Origin of the sequence: Aliifodinibius sp. S!AR15-10 (genome assembly GCF_031569985.1) — a bacterium.
In the GTDB taxonomy this organism is placed as follows: Bacteria; Bacteroidota; Rhodothermia; order Balneolales; family Balneolaceae; genus JAMQKA01.
Genome location: NZ_JAMQKA010000016.1, coordinates 24,736 through 40,076, shown reverse-complemented (window position 1 = coordinate 40,076; position 15,341 = coordinate 24,736). Strand labels below are relative to the sequence as shown.

General features: G+C 46.8%; 14 protein-coding genes and 1 tRNA gene. 8 read left to right on the top strand and 7 right to left on the bottom strand.

Annotation, left to right across the window (positions count from 1 at the left end; translation table 11 throughout):
- Positions 1-58: 58 nt before the first annotated feature.
- From NC796_RS12260 to glmS, 3 genes are all read right to left on the bottom strand, one after another.
- Positions 59-385 carry a phage holin family protein gene (locus tag NC796_RS12260; protein WP_310684746.1) on the bottom strand — a complete coding sequence of 109 codons (327 nt, stop codon included), beginning with the start codon at positions 383-385 and terminating at the stop codon, positions 59-61.
- A gap of 75 nt (positions 386-460) precedes the next feature.
- Positions 461-820 (bottom strand): Hpt domain-containing protein, encoded by a 360-nt coding sequence (locus tag NC796_RS12255; protein WP_310684745.1) that lies wholly within the window; start codon positions 818-820, stop codon positions 461-463.
- A 482-nt stretch (positions 821-1,302) separates the two neighbouring features.
- Positions 1,303-3,150: a glutamine--fructose-6-phosphate transaminase (isomerizing) gene (glmS, locus tag NC796_RS12250; protein ID WP_310684744.1), complete on the bottom strand. Its 1,848-nt coding sequence runs from the start codon at positions 3,148-3,150 to the stop codon at positions 1,303-1,305.
- Between the two features lie 110 nt (positions 3,151-3,260).
- Between glmS and NC796_RS12245 the strand changes: the two genes are divergently transcribed.
- A complete protein-coding gene (locus NC796_RS12245; protein ID WP_310684743.1) occupies positions 3,261-4,460 on the top strand; it encodes a putative sugar nucleotidyl transferase in 1,200 nt (399 codons plus the stop codon).
- Positions 4,461-4,814: 354 nt separating this feature from the next.
- Here the strand turns inward: NC796_RS12245 and NC796_RS12240 are convergent, their stop codons facing one another.
- On the bottom strand, positions 4,815-6,212 hold the full coding sequence (locus NC796_RS12240; protein ID WP_310684828.1) for a DASS family sodium-coupled anion symporter: 1,398 nt from the start codon (positions 6,210-6,212) through the stop codon (positions 4,815-4,817).
- Positions 6,213-6,498: 286 nt separating this feature from the next.
- Between NC796_RS12240 and NC796_RS12235 the strand changes: the two genes are divergently transcribed.
- Positions 6,499-6,583 (top strand) — tRNA-Leu (locus NC796_RS12235).
- Between the two features lie 310 nt (positions 6,584-6,893).
- Positions 6,894-7,328 (top strand): hypothetical protein, encoded by a 435-nt coding sequence (locus NC796_RS12230; protein ID WP_310684742.1) that lies wholly within the window; start codon positions 6,894-6,896, stop codon positions 7,326-7,328.
- Positions 7,329-7,519: 191 nt separating this feature from the next.
- Here the strand turns inward: NC796_RS12230 and NC796_RS12225 are convergent, their stop codons facing one another.
- The gene (locus NC796_RS12225) at positions 7,520-7,783 is read right to left on the bottom strand and encodes a hypothetical protein (RefSeq protein WP_310684740.1); all 264 of its coding nucleotides are present in this window, start codon (positions 7,781-7,783) and stop codon (positions 7,520-7,522) included.
- Positions 7,784-8,074: 291 nt separating this feature from the next.
- Between NC796_RS12225 and NC796_RS12220 the strand changes: the two genes are divergently transcribed.
- Together NC796_RS12220 and NC796_RS12215 are read left to right on the top strand one after the other, a co-directional pair.
- Positions 8,075-8,425 (top strand): carboxypeptidase regulatory-like domain-containing protein, encoded by a 351-nt coding sequence (locus NC796_RS12220; RefSeq protein WP_310684739.1) that lies wholly within the window; start codon positions 8,075-8,077, stop codon positions 8,423-8,425.
- 143 nt (positions 8,426-8,568) lie between these two features.
- Positions 8,569-8,709 carry a hypothetical protein gene (locus tag NC796_RS12215; RefSeq protein ID WP_310684738.1) on the top strand — a complete coding sequence of 47 codons (141 nt, stop codon included), beginning with the start codon at positions 8,569-8,571 and terminating at the stop codon, positions 8,707-8,709.
- Positions 8,710-9,638: 929 nt separating this feature from the next.
- Here NC796_RS12215 and NC796_RS12210 read toward each other — a convergent pair.
- Positions 9,639-10,115, bottom strand: coding sequence for an SLATT domain-containing protein (locus NC796_RS12210; protein WP_310684737.1), 477 nt, complete (start codon positions 10,113-10,115; stop codon positions 9,639-9,641).
- Positions 10,116-10,595: 480 nt separating this feature from the next.
- Here NC796_RS12210 and NC796_RS12205 point away from each other — a divergent pair, with 480 nt between their 5' ends.
- From NC796_RS12205 to cfa, 3 genes are all read left to right on the top strand, one after another.
- Entirely contained in the window at positions 10,596-12,707 is a 2,112-nt protein-coding gene (locus tag NC796_RS12205) for a hypothetical protein (RefSeq protein WP_310684735.1), read from the top strand.
- Between the two features lie 160 nt (positions 12,708-12,867).
- A complete protein-coding gene (locus tag NC796_RS12200) occupies positions 12,868-13,017 on the top strand; it encodes a hypothetical protein (protein ID WP_310684734.1) in 150 nt (49 codons plus the stop codon).
- Positions 13,018-13,384: 367 nt separating this feature from the next.
- Positions 13,385-14,506, top strand: a complete 1,122-nt coding sequence (cfa, locus tag NC796_RS12195) for a cyclopropane fatty acyl phospholipid synthase (protein WP_310684733.1) — start codon at positions 13,385-13,387, stop codon at positions 14,504-14,506.
- Positions 14,507-15,062: 556 nt separating this feature from the next.
- On the opposite strand, the gene NC796_RS12190 is transcribed toward cfa, so the two are convergent.
- Positions 15,063-15,284, bottom strand: coding sequence for a hypothetical protein (locus NC796_RS12190; protein ID WP_310684732.1), 222 nt, complete (start codon positions 15,282-15,284; stop codon positions 15,063-15,065).
- Between the last annotated feature and the right edge of the window lie 57 nt (positions 15,285-15,341).

The following is a 15,341-nucleotide window of genomic DNA, read 5'->3' as shown; positions in this document are numbered from 1 at the left end:
ACCTTGTAAAAAGTTCTTAAATAAACTAACGCCCCGTATAGTTCCATTCCCGGAAGAACTAGAAGATCCAGAATAGCAAACCATTAATAATTGAGAGAACAATACTGAAGATCAATGCCCAGCCAAAACTTCTTATTTTCAACCCGTCAGAGATCGCATCCACCAGCATCAGCATCAAAGCATTGATTACAAAGATAAAAAGCCCCAGCGTCAAAATTGTGATCGGCAGCGTCAGGAAAACGATAACCGGTTTAATAAAGGTATTTACCAACGCCAGGAGAACAGCCACAACGAGGGCACTGAAAAAGCTTTTTATTTCCACACCGTCAAGCAGCTTGGCGGTAAGATATACAGCAACAGTATTAATAAGAAGTGTGTAGATCATTGGTCTTCAACTTTTTTTAGTGTTTATCAACACCTGTCTTTACGCAGACTAGAAGACCTTTGTTATGCCGGTGGGCTAATTTTTTAACTCCCGAAGACGTTCCTTCAATTCCTCATAAGCAATTTGACATATTTCATCCACCTCATCGATCTGTTGAAGCAACTCATCGGGATTCGGCTCCGTTTTTGCCGTCTTTTCAATATTAATGACAATTTCACGCGCTTGTTCCAGGCCGACGTACGAAAGATTTGGCTTTAGTTTGTGTGCTTCCGCCGACAACTTCTTCCAATTATCCTCTTTGTGATGCTGGCGGAGCTGCTCAATTGAGTCGGGGGTATTTTTTAAAAACATCTCTACCATCTCGATGAGAAGGTCCTCATCGTTCATCCCCACTTCTTCCAGGTATGATAAATTTGTTAGCCGCTGCTCTGACATTAGAATAGATTTTACAGTGCAATATGTTATAAATTTATTATCCTGTAATTTTTTCTTAGATCAAAATTAATCTTTTTCTAAATACAGGAAATCCACCTCTTTACAGTACCAAGTACATAAAGAAGGTTAAACTATAACACTAATATATATTCTAAGTCTAAATGAACCTAACTCACGAAGCGGCGAGCCATTGGGGTTCAACCGGTCAAGATTACAATACCAATTAGAACCAGCAGGGTTATTTTAAAAATCAATGCCTTCCAGTTGTTCATTATTAGAATCCCGTTATTACTTATATTTTTAGACAGGATTCCATATGTAACTAAATGCGGAACCAATTTCAAGTTATCCACATATTTTTCTTAAAATAACCCGAGTAAACAGATTCCATTTCTTTACTCTAGAACAGCTAAGGCGCTTTTTGGGATGAAATCGGCTGCACCTCAACTGCTCTCAAAAGTTTTCCACAAATTTATCAACATTTATTCCACAGTCACGCTTTTTGCCAGGTTTCGAGGCTGGTCTACATCGCACCCCCTGTTCACAGCGATATAGTAGGAGAGCAGCTGCAGTGGGATGACAGTGAGCAGTGGAGAAAAGCTGTCTTCGGTTTCCGGGATTGTAATAGAAAACTCTGCCAGGTCAATGACATCGTGGTTTTCCTCACCTGTAATTGAGATAATACGACCTTTCCGGGCCTTCACCTCTTCAATGTTGCTGATCATCTTGTCGTTGGTGTGCTCGGTATGCGCAATAACGACAACCGGCATCATCTCATCAATCAGGGCGATTGGTCCGTGCTTCATTTCAGCGGCCGGGTAACCCTCGGCATGGATGTAGGAGATCTCTTTCAGCTTCAACGCTCCTTCAAGGGCAACGGGAAAGTTCAGTGTTCGTCCCAGGTATAGAAAGTTCGGGGCATAGCTAAACAGGTTGGCGACCTCTTTGATCTTGTCGCTCTGCTCCAGGATCTTTTCAACGCTCCCGGGTATTTTGTTGAGCGCCTTGATAAGCTTTCGGCGTTCTTCCTCATCAATGGTTCCTTTCTTTTGTGCCAGCAACAAGGCCATCATGGCAAGAACGGTAACCTGGCCGGTAAACGCCTTGGTTGAAGCCACCCCAATTTCCGGTCCGGCATGAATGTATACACCCGCATCTGTCTCCCTGGCGATAGTAGAGCCCACGACGTTGCAGACACCAAGCACGAGCGCGCCCCGTTTTTTGGCCTCACGAAGAGCGGCCAGCGTGTCCGCCGTCTCCCCACTTTGGGAAACGACAATCATCACGTCGCCTTCACCAATCAGTGGCTCGCGGTACCGAAACTCCGAGGCATACTCCACCTCCACCGGCATTTTAGCCAGGCTCTCAAACAGGTATTCACCCACCAGGCCGGAGTGCCAACTGGTTCCACAGGCGGCAATTACTAACCGTTTCGCATTAACAAACTGGTCCATCACATCCACAAGTCCCCCGAGCTGGATGGTATTATTTTCGGGGTCCAGTCGGCCGCGCAGGCAGTCAGCGATAGCACGCGGCTGTTCAAAAATCTCTTTCAACATGAAGTGGGGATACCCCGCCTTTTCGATCTCTTCAACGCTCAGGGCCAGCTCGTGTACTTCTTTTGTGAGTGGCACATCCTTGATGGTCTTGACCTCATATCCATTTTTGCTGATTACGGCCATCTCACCGTCGTCAAGGTAGACCACTTTTTTGGTATATTCCACAATCGGAGCCCCGTCAGAGGCCACGAACATCTCGTTTTCTCCCACACCGATCAGCAGGGGCGACCCGTGCCGGGCCACAATAATCTGGTCGGGCTCTTCCCGGTTCACAATGGCTAACCCGTAGGTACCCACAATTTGTTGCAGTGCCAGCTGCACGGCATGTTCGAATGTCATCTTCTCGTCGCCACCGCCGTTTTCATAAATCTTTTCGATGAGCTGAACGATAACCTCGGTATCGGTATCCGATTTAAACTCGCGACCATCTTTCATCAGCCCTTTTTTCAGGGAAGCATAATTTTCGATGATACCGTTGTGAACAAGAGCAATTTTACCCGAACTGCTCACATGAGGATGTGAATTAATGTCGTTGGGCTGGCCGTGAGTCGCCCAGCGTGTGTGCCCAATCCCCACGGTGCCTTTGAACTGGCCTTTTTTGAGTCTCTTTTTGAGATTAATAACTTTACCTTTGCCTTTTTCAACGCAAAGTGAACCGTTTACCAAAGCGATGCCAGCAGAATCATAACCCCGGTATTCCAGCCGCTGCAGTCCTTTTACGATGATATCACTAGCTTGCTTTTCTCCAATATATCCAACAATTCCGCACATGTAATTCTCTCGTTATCTTAGTTTATTTTTAAATATAATAAACACTTAAATTTAGTCCGCCAATATATAATTCTAGTAATAAAATATTCTAATAAAATCCCAAAGTGAATATGCAAATCAGCTTTTTTGAAGATCATCTGCTCCCGCGCTTTCATCCGCTGACCTTAACCCGGCCCATTGACGACCTGCGGGTGGGTATCGGCACAATTTCAGAAAAATGGCAGGCCCGGTTTAATCCTTCGGGCACGGCACGATTGCTGCGTAATGATCTTCAGGGTGTATTTTCACAGGGGGAGATCAATTCCTCAGAACCCTGTTTATGGATAAACTCGCGTTATGTTCCGAAAAAATCACTTGTAGAGCAGATTAATGACCTGGAAGTGGGGAGTTGCCTGAAAAGCGGGGATGTAGTGATTGCAGCCAAAGTGGAGGGAGAAAAAAGCCGGGAATGGCTTGACAACGGATCTACGGATTTTAATACACTTCTTGTCCTGGAAACCGAGGAATTCACCCCGATCCGCTATTTATGGGATCTGTTTAAAATGAACGGGGAGGAGATACGGGCTGATATTGAGCGATTTGAAATATCCACCTCTCGTAACCATTCCATTTCACCCGATGTAATGTTCGAAAACAGGGAGCAAATTTTCATTGAAGAAGGTGTCAAAATTGAACCGGGCGCCATCCTGATCGCAAATGACGGGCCGATCTATATCGGGCCGAATGCCACAGTCAGCGCGGGTGCCATCATCAAAGGGCCGGTGGCTGTTTGTGAAAAAGCAACGATCAACATGGGAGCACGGATCTCGAATGCCACCACTATTGGACCGGTTTGCAAGGCGGGCGGTGAAATCAACAACTCGATCTTTCACTCCTATTCCAACAAAGGGCATGAAGGGTTCGTAGGCAACTCGCTGATTGGGCAGTGGTGCAATTTTGGGGCCGACACCAACACCTCCAACCTAAAGAACAACTACAGTACCATCAGGATAACAGACTGGAAGTCGATGCAGCAGATTGAAACCGACCAGCAGTTTATCGGCACCATTATGGGCGACCATTCCAAAACAGCGATCAACGTGCAGCTCAACACCGGGACCGTTTGCGGCGTGTCGTGCAATATTTTTACCTCCGACTTTCCACCCAAGTTTATCTCCTCATTCACCTGGGTTGGAACCAACGTGATGCAACCCTACAAGTTCGACAAGGCGGTGGAAACGATGAAAGCAGTCATGAAACGACGCGATGTGGAGATGACAGAGGAATACGAAAAGTTGATGAAAAAGCTGTCAGATCGAAGCAGGAACTAAGTCAGTTATCAGTGTGTCAGTTATCTCTCCTACGCACAAGGCTTCGGAGAGCGGACAGTTATCAGCTTGCCCTTCGAAGCTTTAGCGCAGTAGGGTTATTAGTTATTAGTTATTAGTTATTAGTTATTAGTTATTAGTTATTAGAGGCTGTTTATTTCTGAGGTCCACGTCAAGGATTACTTTTGCGTAATGCGTAATACGTGATGCGGAACTTTAAAGCTTTCAACAATAATCCTATCCTTACGTATCACGCATTACGTATCGGTCCTGAGTGCCCCTCCTAGATCTGGCAAAAATTCCCAATTGCACATTGCTCACTGTTCCCTGATCACTGACACACTGTTCACTGGTTTGCTACTTCACCCACTCGGGCAGCACGCCAATCTCCACGCCAAAAAACCAGCTGAGCAGCGTAAATGAGAAAGCAGTCAAAAGTACAATAAAAATCATGTTCAGCCAGAGCCCGGCTTTTGACATCTCCGGGATGGAGATCTTGCCACTTCCATAGACGATGGCGTTTGGCGGGGTAGCGACCGGCAGCATGAACGCACAGCTGGCAGCCAGCGCCGCGGGCAGGATAAACAGCAGCGGATTTTCCCCGATTCCCACCGCCACCGATGCCAGGATCGGCAGGAAGGCAGCAGTCGTAGCGGTGTTGCTGGTCATCTCGGTAAGAAACACCACCAGCAGAATAACAGCTCCCACGAGCAGCACCATCGGCCAGGCCTGCAGCCCGCTTACGCCCTGCCCTATCCACCCTGCAAGACCCGTGTCGTTTATGGCCGAAGCCAGGCTTAGTCCCCCGCCGAAAAGAATAAGCACACCCCAGGGCAGGTCCGTGAGATCCGACCACGACAACAGAAACTTTCCCTCCTTAAAATCCACTGGAATGATAAACAGGGAAACTGCGGCCCCGATAGCGATACCCGTATCTGACAGCCCCGGCAGCAGACCTGTCAACAGCGGGCGTGTCACCCAGAGCAGGGCGGTTACGCAGAACACGGCAGCGACTTTTTTCTCCGCCGAAGTGATGGGACCAAGGTCCCGTAGTTCCGATGTAATGAATTCTCGTCCACCGGGTAGCTCCTCCAGGTGTATCGGGTAGACCACCTTGGTGAGCACAAAGTACATGACGGGGAGAGCTACGGCCACCAGCGGCAGCCCCACGGTCAGCCACTGCAGGAAACTGATCTCCACGCCGTAGTTTTCGCTCATGTATCCCACAAGCAGGGCGTTCGGCGGCGTGCCGATGATAGTGGCCATCCCGCCGATATTGCAGGCATAGGCGATGCAGAGTACCAGCACGATCTCGAAATTCAGCTTTTCCGTTCCAGAGGTACGACGTTCGACGAGATCCAGCACCGACAGCCCGATCGGCAGCATCATGAGAGCGGTGGCGGTATTGCTGACCCACATGCTGAGGAAGGCGCCGGCAATAATAAAGCCGATGATGATGGAGGAGGGCCTGGTGCCGACAAAGCTCACGATATTCAGCGCAATGCGCCGATGCAGGTTCCACCGCTCCATGGCGATGGCGATCACAAAGCCGCCCATAAAGAGGAAGATAAGTGGATTGGCGTAGGGCGATGTGGCATCGGCTACGCTGGCGACATCAAACAGGGGGAGCAACACGATGGGCAGCAGCGCCGTGGCGGGTATTGGCAATGCCTCCGTAATCCACCAGACGGCCATCAACAGGGCAACAGCGGCAGTATCCCAGGCCCCGGCCGCAAGCCCCTCGGGTGGCGGCATCATCAGTAAAACGATGAAAAGAGCGATACCTGCAAAAAGTCCGAACTGATGCCGTTTCCCAAATGAACCGTTTTCCATCCCAACAGTTTGATTTTATTTTAGATGCAGTCGATAAGAAAACCAGTTTTGGTGGAAGAGAAAAATTTTATCCGAATATCTATTGAACTTTCACCAACAAGATGCCTATATTTGCAGTCGGTTTTGAAGGATGGAAGGGTTGAATGATTCATGATGAGCATTTAAAATCCATCATTCAATCCCTCAACCACTCAATCATTATCTACTTGCCCAAGTGGCGGAATTGGTAGACGCGCTAGCTTCAGGAGCTAGTGGGACCTAGTCCCGTGGAGGTTCGAGTCCTCTCTTGGGCACACAAACCCTTGCATCCTACAACTGGCGGATGCAAGAGTATTCTATTATTGGTGCAAACATTTCTTCGACTAGGACTCTAATTGTAAATCTTTTGAACTGAATCATTTCTGGTATACTTCTATAACCCCTATGTCTCGCAATGAGTCATAGGGGTTATTCTTTTTAGATATTGCATCCTGCATCTCACCGAAATCCAACTTGGGTTAACACAATGCTGACCTAAACTGCTAAGTGATAATTTCTATTACATTTCGATAACCTTCATATTGTTTTTAATATTCTCCCCTATATTTAATTGAATCACTTATTATGGACAGCTTTTTTGTTGGATTATTAGCAAGTTTAATCGGCTCGGTTGCTTGGTATTTCGCCTTAAGAAAAGGGAATGAAATTTATAACAAGTGTTTCGTATTTGATAAAATAGTTGGCGTCTACGACCACAAAAGTGTAAAGGGAGAGCCAATAGAAAATTACTCTGTCATTGAGTTTGAACCTCCTAATATTCTTTCAATTAAAACTCGATCCAAAGACAAAACTAAAAATGACTGGGATGGAACTGTTGTAATGGACGAGTATAGACCAAGAACAGGTGAGGGTACTTTTGAATATTTAGAAAGGGAATCATTGGGTAAAATATTTATCCAAATAATGGATGATAAAGAAATTTTTGTACGATCCACTCATCTCGAAACTGCTAATACAAAAAAGGTTGCTTATTTCATGGAACCACAAGGCAAGCTTTAAGATATTGATCTTTAAAAATTAAAAACGCGATACTGTCTTAGGATCAAAAAGGTTTAGGATTCGAATCTCTTCGGGCGTACTTTAATTCTTTAAGTCATTGGGTTGCTTTTTAATACACAAAAGGGAATGCAGCAACCTACACTCCCTTTTAGATCTCGATTTTTTTCGGGTAACTACTTGTAACAGTTGGTTCAAAACTCCCACCTCACAAACGGTCCGTAATTCTCTCCAAATATTTTATTCGGCCCGGACCAGTTGAAGTTGGCTGCAAGCCCAAAAATAACGGGCCCTTTTTGAGCTCTGGCCCGCAGGTACAGGTAGCTTTTGTTGTGCGTCTTCTCACTTAAATTTTGATTGACGATGAACTGCAAGCGGCTGTAGAACGTCCAGCTTTCGTTAATTTCCGGTAGAAATTCGTACAGCCCGAAAAGCTTGATCTCACTCTCACCGTTCAAAAAATAAGAGACTGTGGTAAGGCGGTGATGGTTTCTGAATCAATCGCTAGGATTTGATTCACCGATGAAATGAAGTGTACCAGAATACTGATGGCCAGAGACAGCCACAGTGATATCTTGAGTCTACTTATCGATTTAATTGTTTTCATGTCACTGTTTTTGACATAAATGAGTGCCCGGGAAGCATGGTATTTGTGATTTTACACTTATTACGGAACAACTTTATGATTTCATCATAAATAATAATAAACGTATAGTTTCACAGACATTTAACCCAATAGAGATATTGTTATGTTTAATTTTAAAAAGTTAACACGTCTTACCACATTTTTTGCACTTATTCTCGGTTTAGGCCTGTCCACTGCCTATGCACAGGACAGCAACCAAAATACCGAAACATATAAACTTACACTGAAAGTAGTGGATGCTGAATCCGGAGAAGCATTACCGAATGCCACAATTGAAATCCTGGGTATATATGAACCCAATACCACCAATCCTGAAGGCCTACTGGTGTTTGAAGAAATTGAGACCGACCCTCATACGTTCAAAATTTATGCAGATGGGTATGAAACCTGGACAAAAACGTTAACGGTTACCAAGGAATCTCAGCTAACTGTAAGACTTAAACCTACTGGATAAGATTCTTAGCCTACTACTTACAATTATAAAGCATCGGGGTACCCCTCGGTGCTTTTTTTAATACCCAACCTAGTTAGGGCGTCCTCAGGAGGGTTTTAACCAATTGTGTACCAATGGTTTAGAAGAGTAAAAAAGCGAATGAAATGCAAAGGTATTTAGTGAAGGTGCCCATTTGCCTTGCATTTGAACCGCGGGTCAATGGCATCCCCTATCCCGGAGTTTTTCCCGCTGGAGGGGGCGTTCATTTTTTCGGTGAGGAAAACCCCGACAGGGGTCGGGACTAAAGAATTTCCACTAAGAAACTCACCAGAAAATCCCAGATGTTGTTCTGACCTGCTGTAAAATGAAGCTCGCTTTGGCCCGTTACTAATCTTTGCTCCCATCTGCCGCAAGGATTTTCTGGACTTGGGGAAATTGCCAGTAGCATCTGAATTTATCCTTCTCTGTCCGGCCTGGGATTTATGAGCCGTCCCGGGCAACCGTAGCGAAGGTGTGAAGAAAGAAATCTTTCTCAACTATTTTTTAGGATCATGAATGTGGAAAACCGCTTTCACCAGAAAAGGCACAAACCGTGAATATCTTGATTTCTTTTAGTCGGAGTGGAGGGCAGTCAGGCGAAGAAATCCCCCGACGGTGATTTTTTGGGTTGACATTTCTTTAGTCCGCCTGCCGGCGGATTTGTTCACACAAAAAGGAACACCTCTGACCACGGAAAAGGTTAACGGGACTTTTGAGCAAGTCCTAGTTATACCTGCTGTCACTATGCCGCACCGACCCTTGTAAGTCACTGGCTTGCACGAGATTCCTTAAAGATAATATTCCCTTAATAACTAATTTGACGTCAACTCGGTTTACGGGATAGCTAAAATGGCACTTCATTACTGAATTTGAGGACTTAGGGGTGTTCATTTTTTCAACGATGAAAACCCCGACGGCGGTCGGGACTAGCGAACTTCCACCAAAAAATCGTACTACTACGCACAAGGTTTATATACCGAAGCTTTATGCGTAGGCGGGCTGCTGAAATTTTTGTTGCGTTCGCTGCTCCCGACAACTGTCGGGAAAAACCATTTAACTCGATCCGCTGGAAAACACGGATCTCAAACACAAATGGTTTCTTCACGCTCCAGTTTGGCTCACTTGAGCAACAAAAATTTCGAAAGGCCGGTTTATGGATCCCCTATTAACTACTGCTTATAGAGTTCACGTTAATTTACTGATCTTTCTTTTTTTCAGCCTTCAAAGGATCATGTATATGGGCAGGAAGGTTAGGGGCATTACCCAATACCTCATCCCAGCTACTCCTTATCTCATCAAGTTTCTCCTGGATATCAACATCATGCAATGATAAATGAACAAGCTGTTCAAGCTGTCTTCTCACTTTACCAAAACCAGCCGCAGCACTGTGATGCTTTTGTATTCTGGATTCTAAATTTAAAAATGTTTGTATCCCGGCAAGTGAAGCAGCAATAAAGCTTAGGATCCCGGCAATCAACTCTACATAAGCAACTGTATAAATTTCCGCTACACTGGTTATGATTGATGTTCCTACAAAGGTAGAAATAACAATAACTGATATACCCATCCAAATGTGCCATTTGGAATAGTACGATGCCGCTTTGTGATGGCCAATATGCATCACCTCAAGTGCATGCAACCATTCATCCATCACTCCCTCTTTCATTTTCATACCCTTTAATAATTAGATGACAGGTTAGGCGATTAAATATCAACTCACTCCAAAGCTATCCGATAAGACTGCTTTAGGTGAGCACATCAATACTCAAATTTATTTATCACTTGTAAATATAATTTACAAAAGATGCAGCAATCCACACTCTCTCCTCGTTTAGATAAATAGCAGTATGTTTTCGCAATGCGATTGAGAACTTTACACGCTTAACGCAGTGAGAATAATTATAGGTATCACATTGAAAGGACAGAAGTGCTTAAGGGGAACATCATACAATGTTAGCAACCGATCCTTTTGGATCCTGCGCACTTCAAACCCTCTGTAATGACTGACTATAAGATGAATATTATCAAATACTTATACGGACCTTTTATATATTGATGTTTCTAACTAATCGGTGAACACGATAATTTCAATTCCATGAAATCAATAGTCTCTTCAAGAGGTCCGGTGGCGTTGCTGATAATATTTTTTTTAATGGCTGGATTAAGTGCATGTGATCCCGGTGACGAATCGAACCAGGTTGGCAACAATGCCATTGGTGGTGTGGTTACCGGCCCTGAAGGTCCGGAGGCGGGGGTCTGGGTAATTGCCGAAACACACGACCTGCCCACCCGTTACGCTAAAATTGTGGTTACCGATGACGAGGGGCGATACCTGGTGCCTGATCTTCCGGAAGCAAATTATAGTGTCTGGGTGCGCGGCTACGGCCTGGTGGATTCTCCGAAAGAGGAGGCTAAGCCCGGAACCGTTTTGGATTTGTCGGCGGTGGAAGCGCCCAGTGAGAGTGCAGCAGCGGAATACTATCCGGGCGGTTACTGGTTTTCACTAATCGATGTACCGGGTAAGAATGAATTCCCGGGTACTGGGTCAGAGGGGAACGGAATATCACCTGACATCAAAACACAGGCCGATTTTCTGAGAAATATAAAATCGGGGAATTGTATGGCCTGCCATCAACTTGGCAGCATAGGAACACGGAAGTTCCACGATTCTTTTGATCTGGATAGCTTTGCTACATCGGAAGATGCATGGGAGCGCCGTGTTCAATCCGGGCAGGCCGGTGGCAGCATGATTTCGAGTATCCATCGCATGGGCCGGGAGGGCGTACTAGAAATGTTTGCCGACTGGACCGACAAGATTGCAGAAGGTGCGGTACCGCCTGAGCCGCCTCGGCCGCAGGGATTGGAGCGAAACGTGGTCATTACGCAGTGGGACTGGGCTGATCCAAAGGCCTACCTGCACGATCTGGTTTCAACCGACCGGCGGGATCCGACCGTCAATGCCAACGGCCCTCTCTATGGCGCCCTGGAACTCAGTGCCGATTATCTGCCCGTCCTCGATCCCGTACAACACGATACAAGCCGTGTTCCTTTGACAGTGCGTGATCCGGATACACAGCCGGCCGCTGCACAATCAATGCCCCAGCCTTCTCCCTACTGGGGGACTGAACTTATATGGGACAGCAAAGCGAATGTGCATAATCCCATGCTTGACGGGCAGGGACGGGTCTGGATCACGGCTACCGTACGACCACCCGAGAATCCAGGTTTTTGCAGGGAAGGATCTGATCACCCGTCAGCCCAGGTATTTCCTGTAGATCGAGCCTATCGCCACCTTGGTGTCTATAATCCGGAATCGGAGGAATATACCCATATCAGCACGTGCTTCAGTACGCACCACCTGATGTTTGCCGAAGACGACAACAATACCCTTTGGACGAGTGGAGGTGGAGAAGTTGTGGGATGGTTGAACACCAGGATGTTCGATACAACCGGCGATGAACAGGCCTCCCAGGGCTGGACTCCGCTCATTCTCGATACCAACGGGAACGGCCAACGGGACGAGTATGTAGAGCCGGGAGAACCTGTTGATCCGACGATGGACAAGCGTATTACGAATGGACTTTATGCGGTAGCCCCGGCACCGGATGGTTCGGTTTGGGGATCATCGTTGGGCTATCCCGGCGCCGTGGTCCGTCTCGAACCGGGAACCGATCCGTCGACGACTGCATTGACAGAACTTTATGAACTACCGTTGGATGAAAACGGGGAACCGATTGAAGGGTTCTCACCGCGTGGAATGGATATTGATCGGAACGGGGTAGCCTGGGTTGCATTAGCCAGTGGACACCTTGGTAGCTTTGACCGGCGAAAATGCGAGGGACCGCTCAACGGCCCGGAAGCAACTGGTCAGCATTGCCCCGAAGGGTGGACATTTTATACGGAGCCCCTGCCCCAGCTTAGCGGTGTGACAGATTCGGGTAGTGCTGAATCCAGCTATTACACGTGGGTGGATCAGTTCAATACGCTGGGACTGGGTGAAAATGTACCTATCAATACCGGTAATGAATCTGAGGGGCTGTTGGTCTTGAATGATGGGGAATGGATCGTACTGCGCGTTCCCTACCCTCTCGGCTTCTACACAAAATGGATGGATGGCCGGATTGATGATCCGGATGCCGGCTGGAAAGGACGAGGACTGTGGGCAACAGTCAGTACCCGGGCCCCTTTTCACATGGAAGGCGGTAAAGGGACAACAAGCAAGGTTTTCAAGTTTCAGCTTCGCCCCGATCCCCTTGCACAATAATAGAGAGTAGTGCAGTTGATGCTAGCTAAAATCATAGATCCCGGTTAACTCATTAGGGCTTTGCAAAGCCCTCTCATTCAAATTTATTTTATAAATCTGGAAATTCAGATCATTTCTAAACAAATTGAATACATAAACGATAATTAATGGAGGGAATGTTATGTGCAAACGAGATGAGTGTCCTGAATGCGGTGCTACTTCCTTGGAAGCTTGTCATAAAGAGCCTGAAAAGGATTACTGTGCAAGAGAAGTAATTGAATGTCCCCAATGTGGTGCTACCACGGATGAGCCTTGCCTTGAAGAGGCTTAATCTTAGCTAACTTTTGATTAATGAGTTCTGAATTCTACTTCTGCCCCCCCCTTCTTTTAGCCGCGGTGGGCGTGAGGAAACTGTTTGCCCCCAAACATTTTCCTCGGCTGCTCGTACTCGGTTTATCATTCTAGGAACCTCACCAGGTAAATCGTTCCTCAATTCATCAGCTCTGAAATATGTAGCTTCATCATTCCGACCAGCATTTTAACTTTCCTCCTTTCCCTTTCGTGCTCACATCCTGGGATACCATCCGTTTTTTACCAACCAATGGAAATAAATTGGATATCGAGCCATAAACTACTAAAATTCTAGTATGTTTCTGTTTCTCGAAAAGTCTTACTCTTAATTCATGAGGGAGGTAGATATGGCGACGTCATTACGAGCTGAAGTTGAGAGACTGTTGGGTGAGGCGGGGGTTCGCATCAACGGACCGGAGCCCTGGGACATGCAGATCCATAATGATAAACTGTTTGACCGGGTCATGAAGGAAGGCTCGATAGGGCTGGGAGAAGCTTACATGGATGGCTGGTGGGAGGCCGGCAAGCTGGATGAGTTTTGCAACCGCATTTTACGAACTGAGCTGGACCGGCATTTTACCGGGACCCTGGCTAAAATCCTGAAGAATGTCACCTCACTGTTCCGCAACCCTCAAAACAGCAAAAAAGCCTATGAGGTGGGTGAACGCCACTACGATGCCGGCAACGACCTCTACCAGGTGATGCTGGATCCACGGATGGTCTACACCTGTGGCTATTGGAACGGTGCGGATACGCTGGCCGAGGCGCAGGAAAACAAACTGGACCATGTATGCCGCATACTGGACCTGCAACCGGGCGACAAGGTCCTGGATATTGGTTGCGGATGGGGTAGTTTTGCACAGTTTGCCGCCGAAAAATATGAGGTGGAAGTGGTCGGGATTACGATCTCAAAGAAGCAGGCGGAGCTGGCACGCGAGCGGTGCCAGGGGTTGCCTGTTGAAATTCGCCTGCAGGATTACCGCGAAGTAGATGAAAAGTTTGACCACATCATCTCCCTGGGAATGTTTGAGCATGTGGGCCCCAAGAATTACCGGACCTACTTCCAGGTAGTAGACCGCTGCCTGGACGAAGAGGGCATTTTTGTACTCCATACCATCGGGGCGAACCACTCGAACCGACGGACCGACCCCTGGACGGAGAAATATATATTCCCCAATTCCAGGATCCCTTCGATCCGGCATATCGGGCTGGCTATTGAGGATCTTTTTGTAATGGAGGACTGGAGTAACCACGGCCCCGACTACGACAAAACACTGATGGCCTGGCACCAAAATTTCAGTGAGGGCTGGGATCGAATTAAGGACCAGTACTCGGAACGCTTCCGGCGGATGTGGGACTACTACCTGCTGATGGCGGCAGGCGGCTTCCGTGCACGCAAAAACAACCAGTGGCAGATTGTGTTGACCAAGAAGGGACGCGGCGAACGGGTTAAAATTCCTGCATTGTAGCATAGTTCAACATAAGATAGATCGAGGTGATGCTGCACCATTTTCTTTTCAACCTGCCGAAATACCCCCGGACTTGCACACGATGGTAGCTGAATCCTTCACGCGACATCATTTACATCAAATTGACTTGACTGAGGTTTCGGACTTAGCCTAATCCACTGCGAACCATCCGGATTTGGCTGATTCTCTTAACAATTCCCTAAGCCCGACAGACTCCCAGGGCCTCTAACCTGTATTTTCCTACTACGTACGGAGGACGTACCCTTACTACGTACGACCGACAAACCTTACTATGTACGTTCGATGTACATTACGTGTCGGTTCGGCGTACCTTATTAGGTTCGGATGGCGGACATTACGTGTCAGGATGACGTACATTACTTGTCGGTAGGACGAACGTGGTAATTAGGGTTTGCCCAAAAAGTCACCTGCATTAGATTTTCCTCTTAGCAGCACTTCGCTGCATTTGCCCGGCGGATCATAAATCCAAGGCCTGTGGCATGAACCAAGATAGCTATGGCCATTGCCCTAAGTCCAGAGAATCCTTGCAATCCGTTCAGGAAAAAGCGACTAAAGTTCCAAAACAGCCGGCTTTTTGGAGACGAGATAGATCAACATCTGGGATTCTCTGATTTTTTTGGTTCGTTTTTTCCTCATTGAAAAAATGAACACTACCATAAGTGAAAAGGACCCCAAAAAAAGTAAGGGTTGAATCAACTGGATCAAATGCAAGGTAAATAGGCAGAATTTGCAAAATATCTTTGTATTTGATCCGCATTATATCCTCCCTTATAACTCATTGGCATACAATCGGATAAATTCTCATGAGAATGCC

Excerpts from the sequence above, each read along its gene's own strand:
- NC796_RS12260 (WP_310684746.1), bottom strand. The coding sequence starts at position 385 with ATGATCTACACACTTCTTATTAATACTGTTGCTGTATATCTTACCGCC.
- NC796_RS12255 (WP_310684745.1), bottom strand. The coding sequence starts at position 820 with ATGTCAGAGCAGCGGCTAACAAATTTATCATACCTGGAAGAAGTGGGG.
- glmS (WP_310684744.1), bottom strand. The coding sequence starts at position 3,150 with ATGTGCGGAATTGTTGGATATATTGGAGAAAAGCAAGCTAGTGATATC.
- NC796_RS12245 (WP_310684743.1), top strand. The coding sequence starts at position 3,261 with ATGCAAATCAGCTTTTTTGAAGATCATCTGCTCCCGCGCTTTCATCCG.
- NC796_RS12240 (WP_310684828.1), bottom strand. The coding sequence starts at position 6,212 with ATGCCGCCACCCGAGGGGCTTGCGGCCGGGGCCTGGGATACTGCCGCT.
- NC796_RS12230 (WP_310684742.1), top strand. The coding sequence starts at position 6,894 with ATGGACAGCTTTTTTGTTGGATTATTAGCAAGTTTAATCGGCTCGGTT.
- NC796_RS12220 (WP_310684739.1), top strand. The coding sequence starts at position 8,075 with ATGTTTAATTTTAAAAAGTTAACACGTCTTACCACATTTTTTGCACTT.
- NC796_RS12215 (WP_310684738.1), top strand. The coding sequence starts at position 8,569 with ATGCAAAGGTATTTAGTGAAGGTGCCCATTTGCCTTGCATTTGAACCG.
- NC796_RS12210 (WP_310684737.1), bottom strand. The coding sequence starts at position 10,115 with ATGAAAATGAAAGAGGGAGTGATGGATGAATGGTTGCATGCACTTGAG.
- NC796_RS12205 (WP_310684735.1), top strand. The coding sequence starts at position 10,596 with ATGGCTGGATTAAGTGCATGTGATCCCGGTGACGAATCGAACCAGGTT.
- NC796_RS12200 (WP_310684734.1), top strand. The coding sequence starts at position 12,868 with ATGTGCAAACGAGATGAGTGTCCTGAATGCGGTGCTACTTCCTTGGAA.
- cfa (WP_310684733.1), top strand. The coding sequence starts at position 13,385 with ATGGCGACGTCATTACGAGCTGAAGTTGAGAGACTGTTGGGTGAGGCG.
- NC796_RS12190 (WP_310684732.1), bottom strand. The coding sequence starts at position 15,284 with ATGCGGATCAAATACAAAGATATTTTGCAAATTCTGCCTATTTACCTT.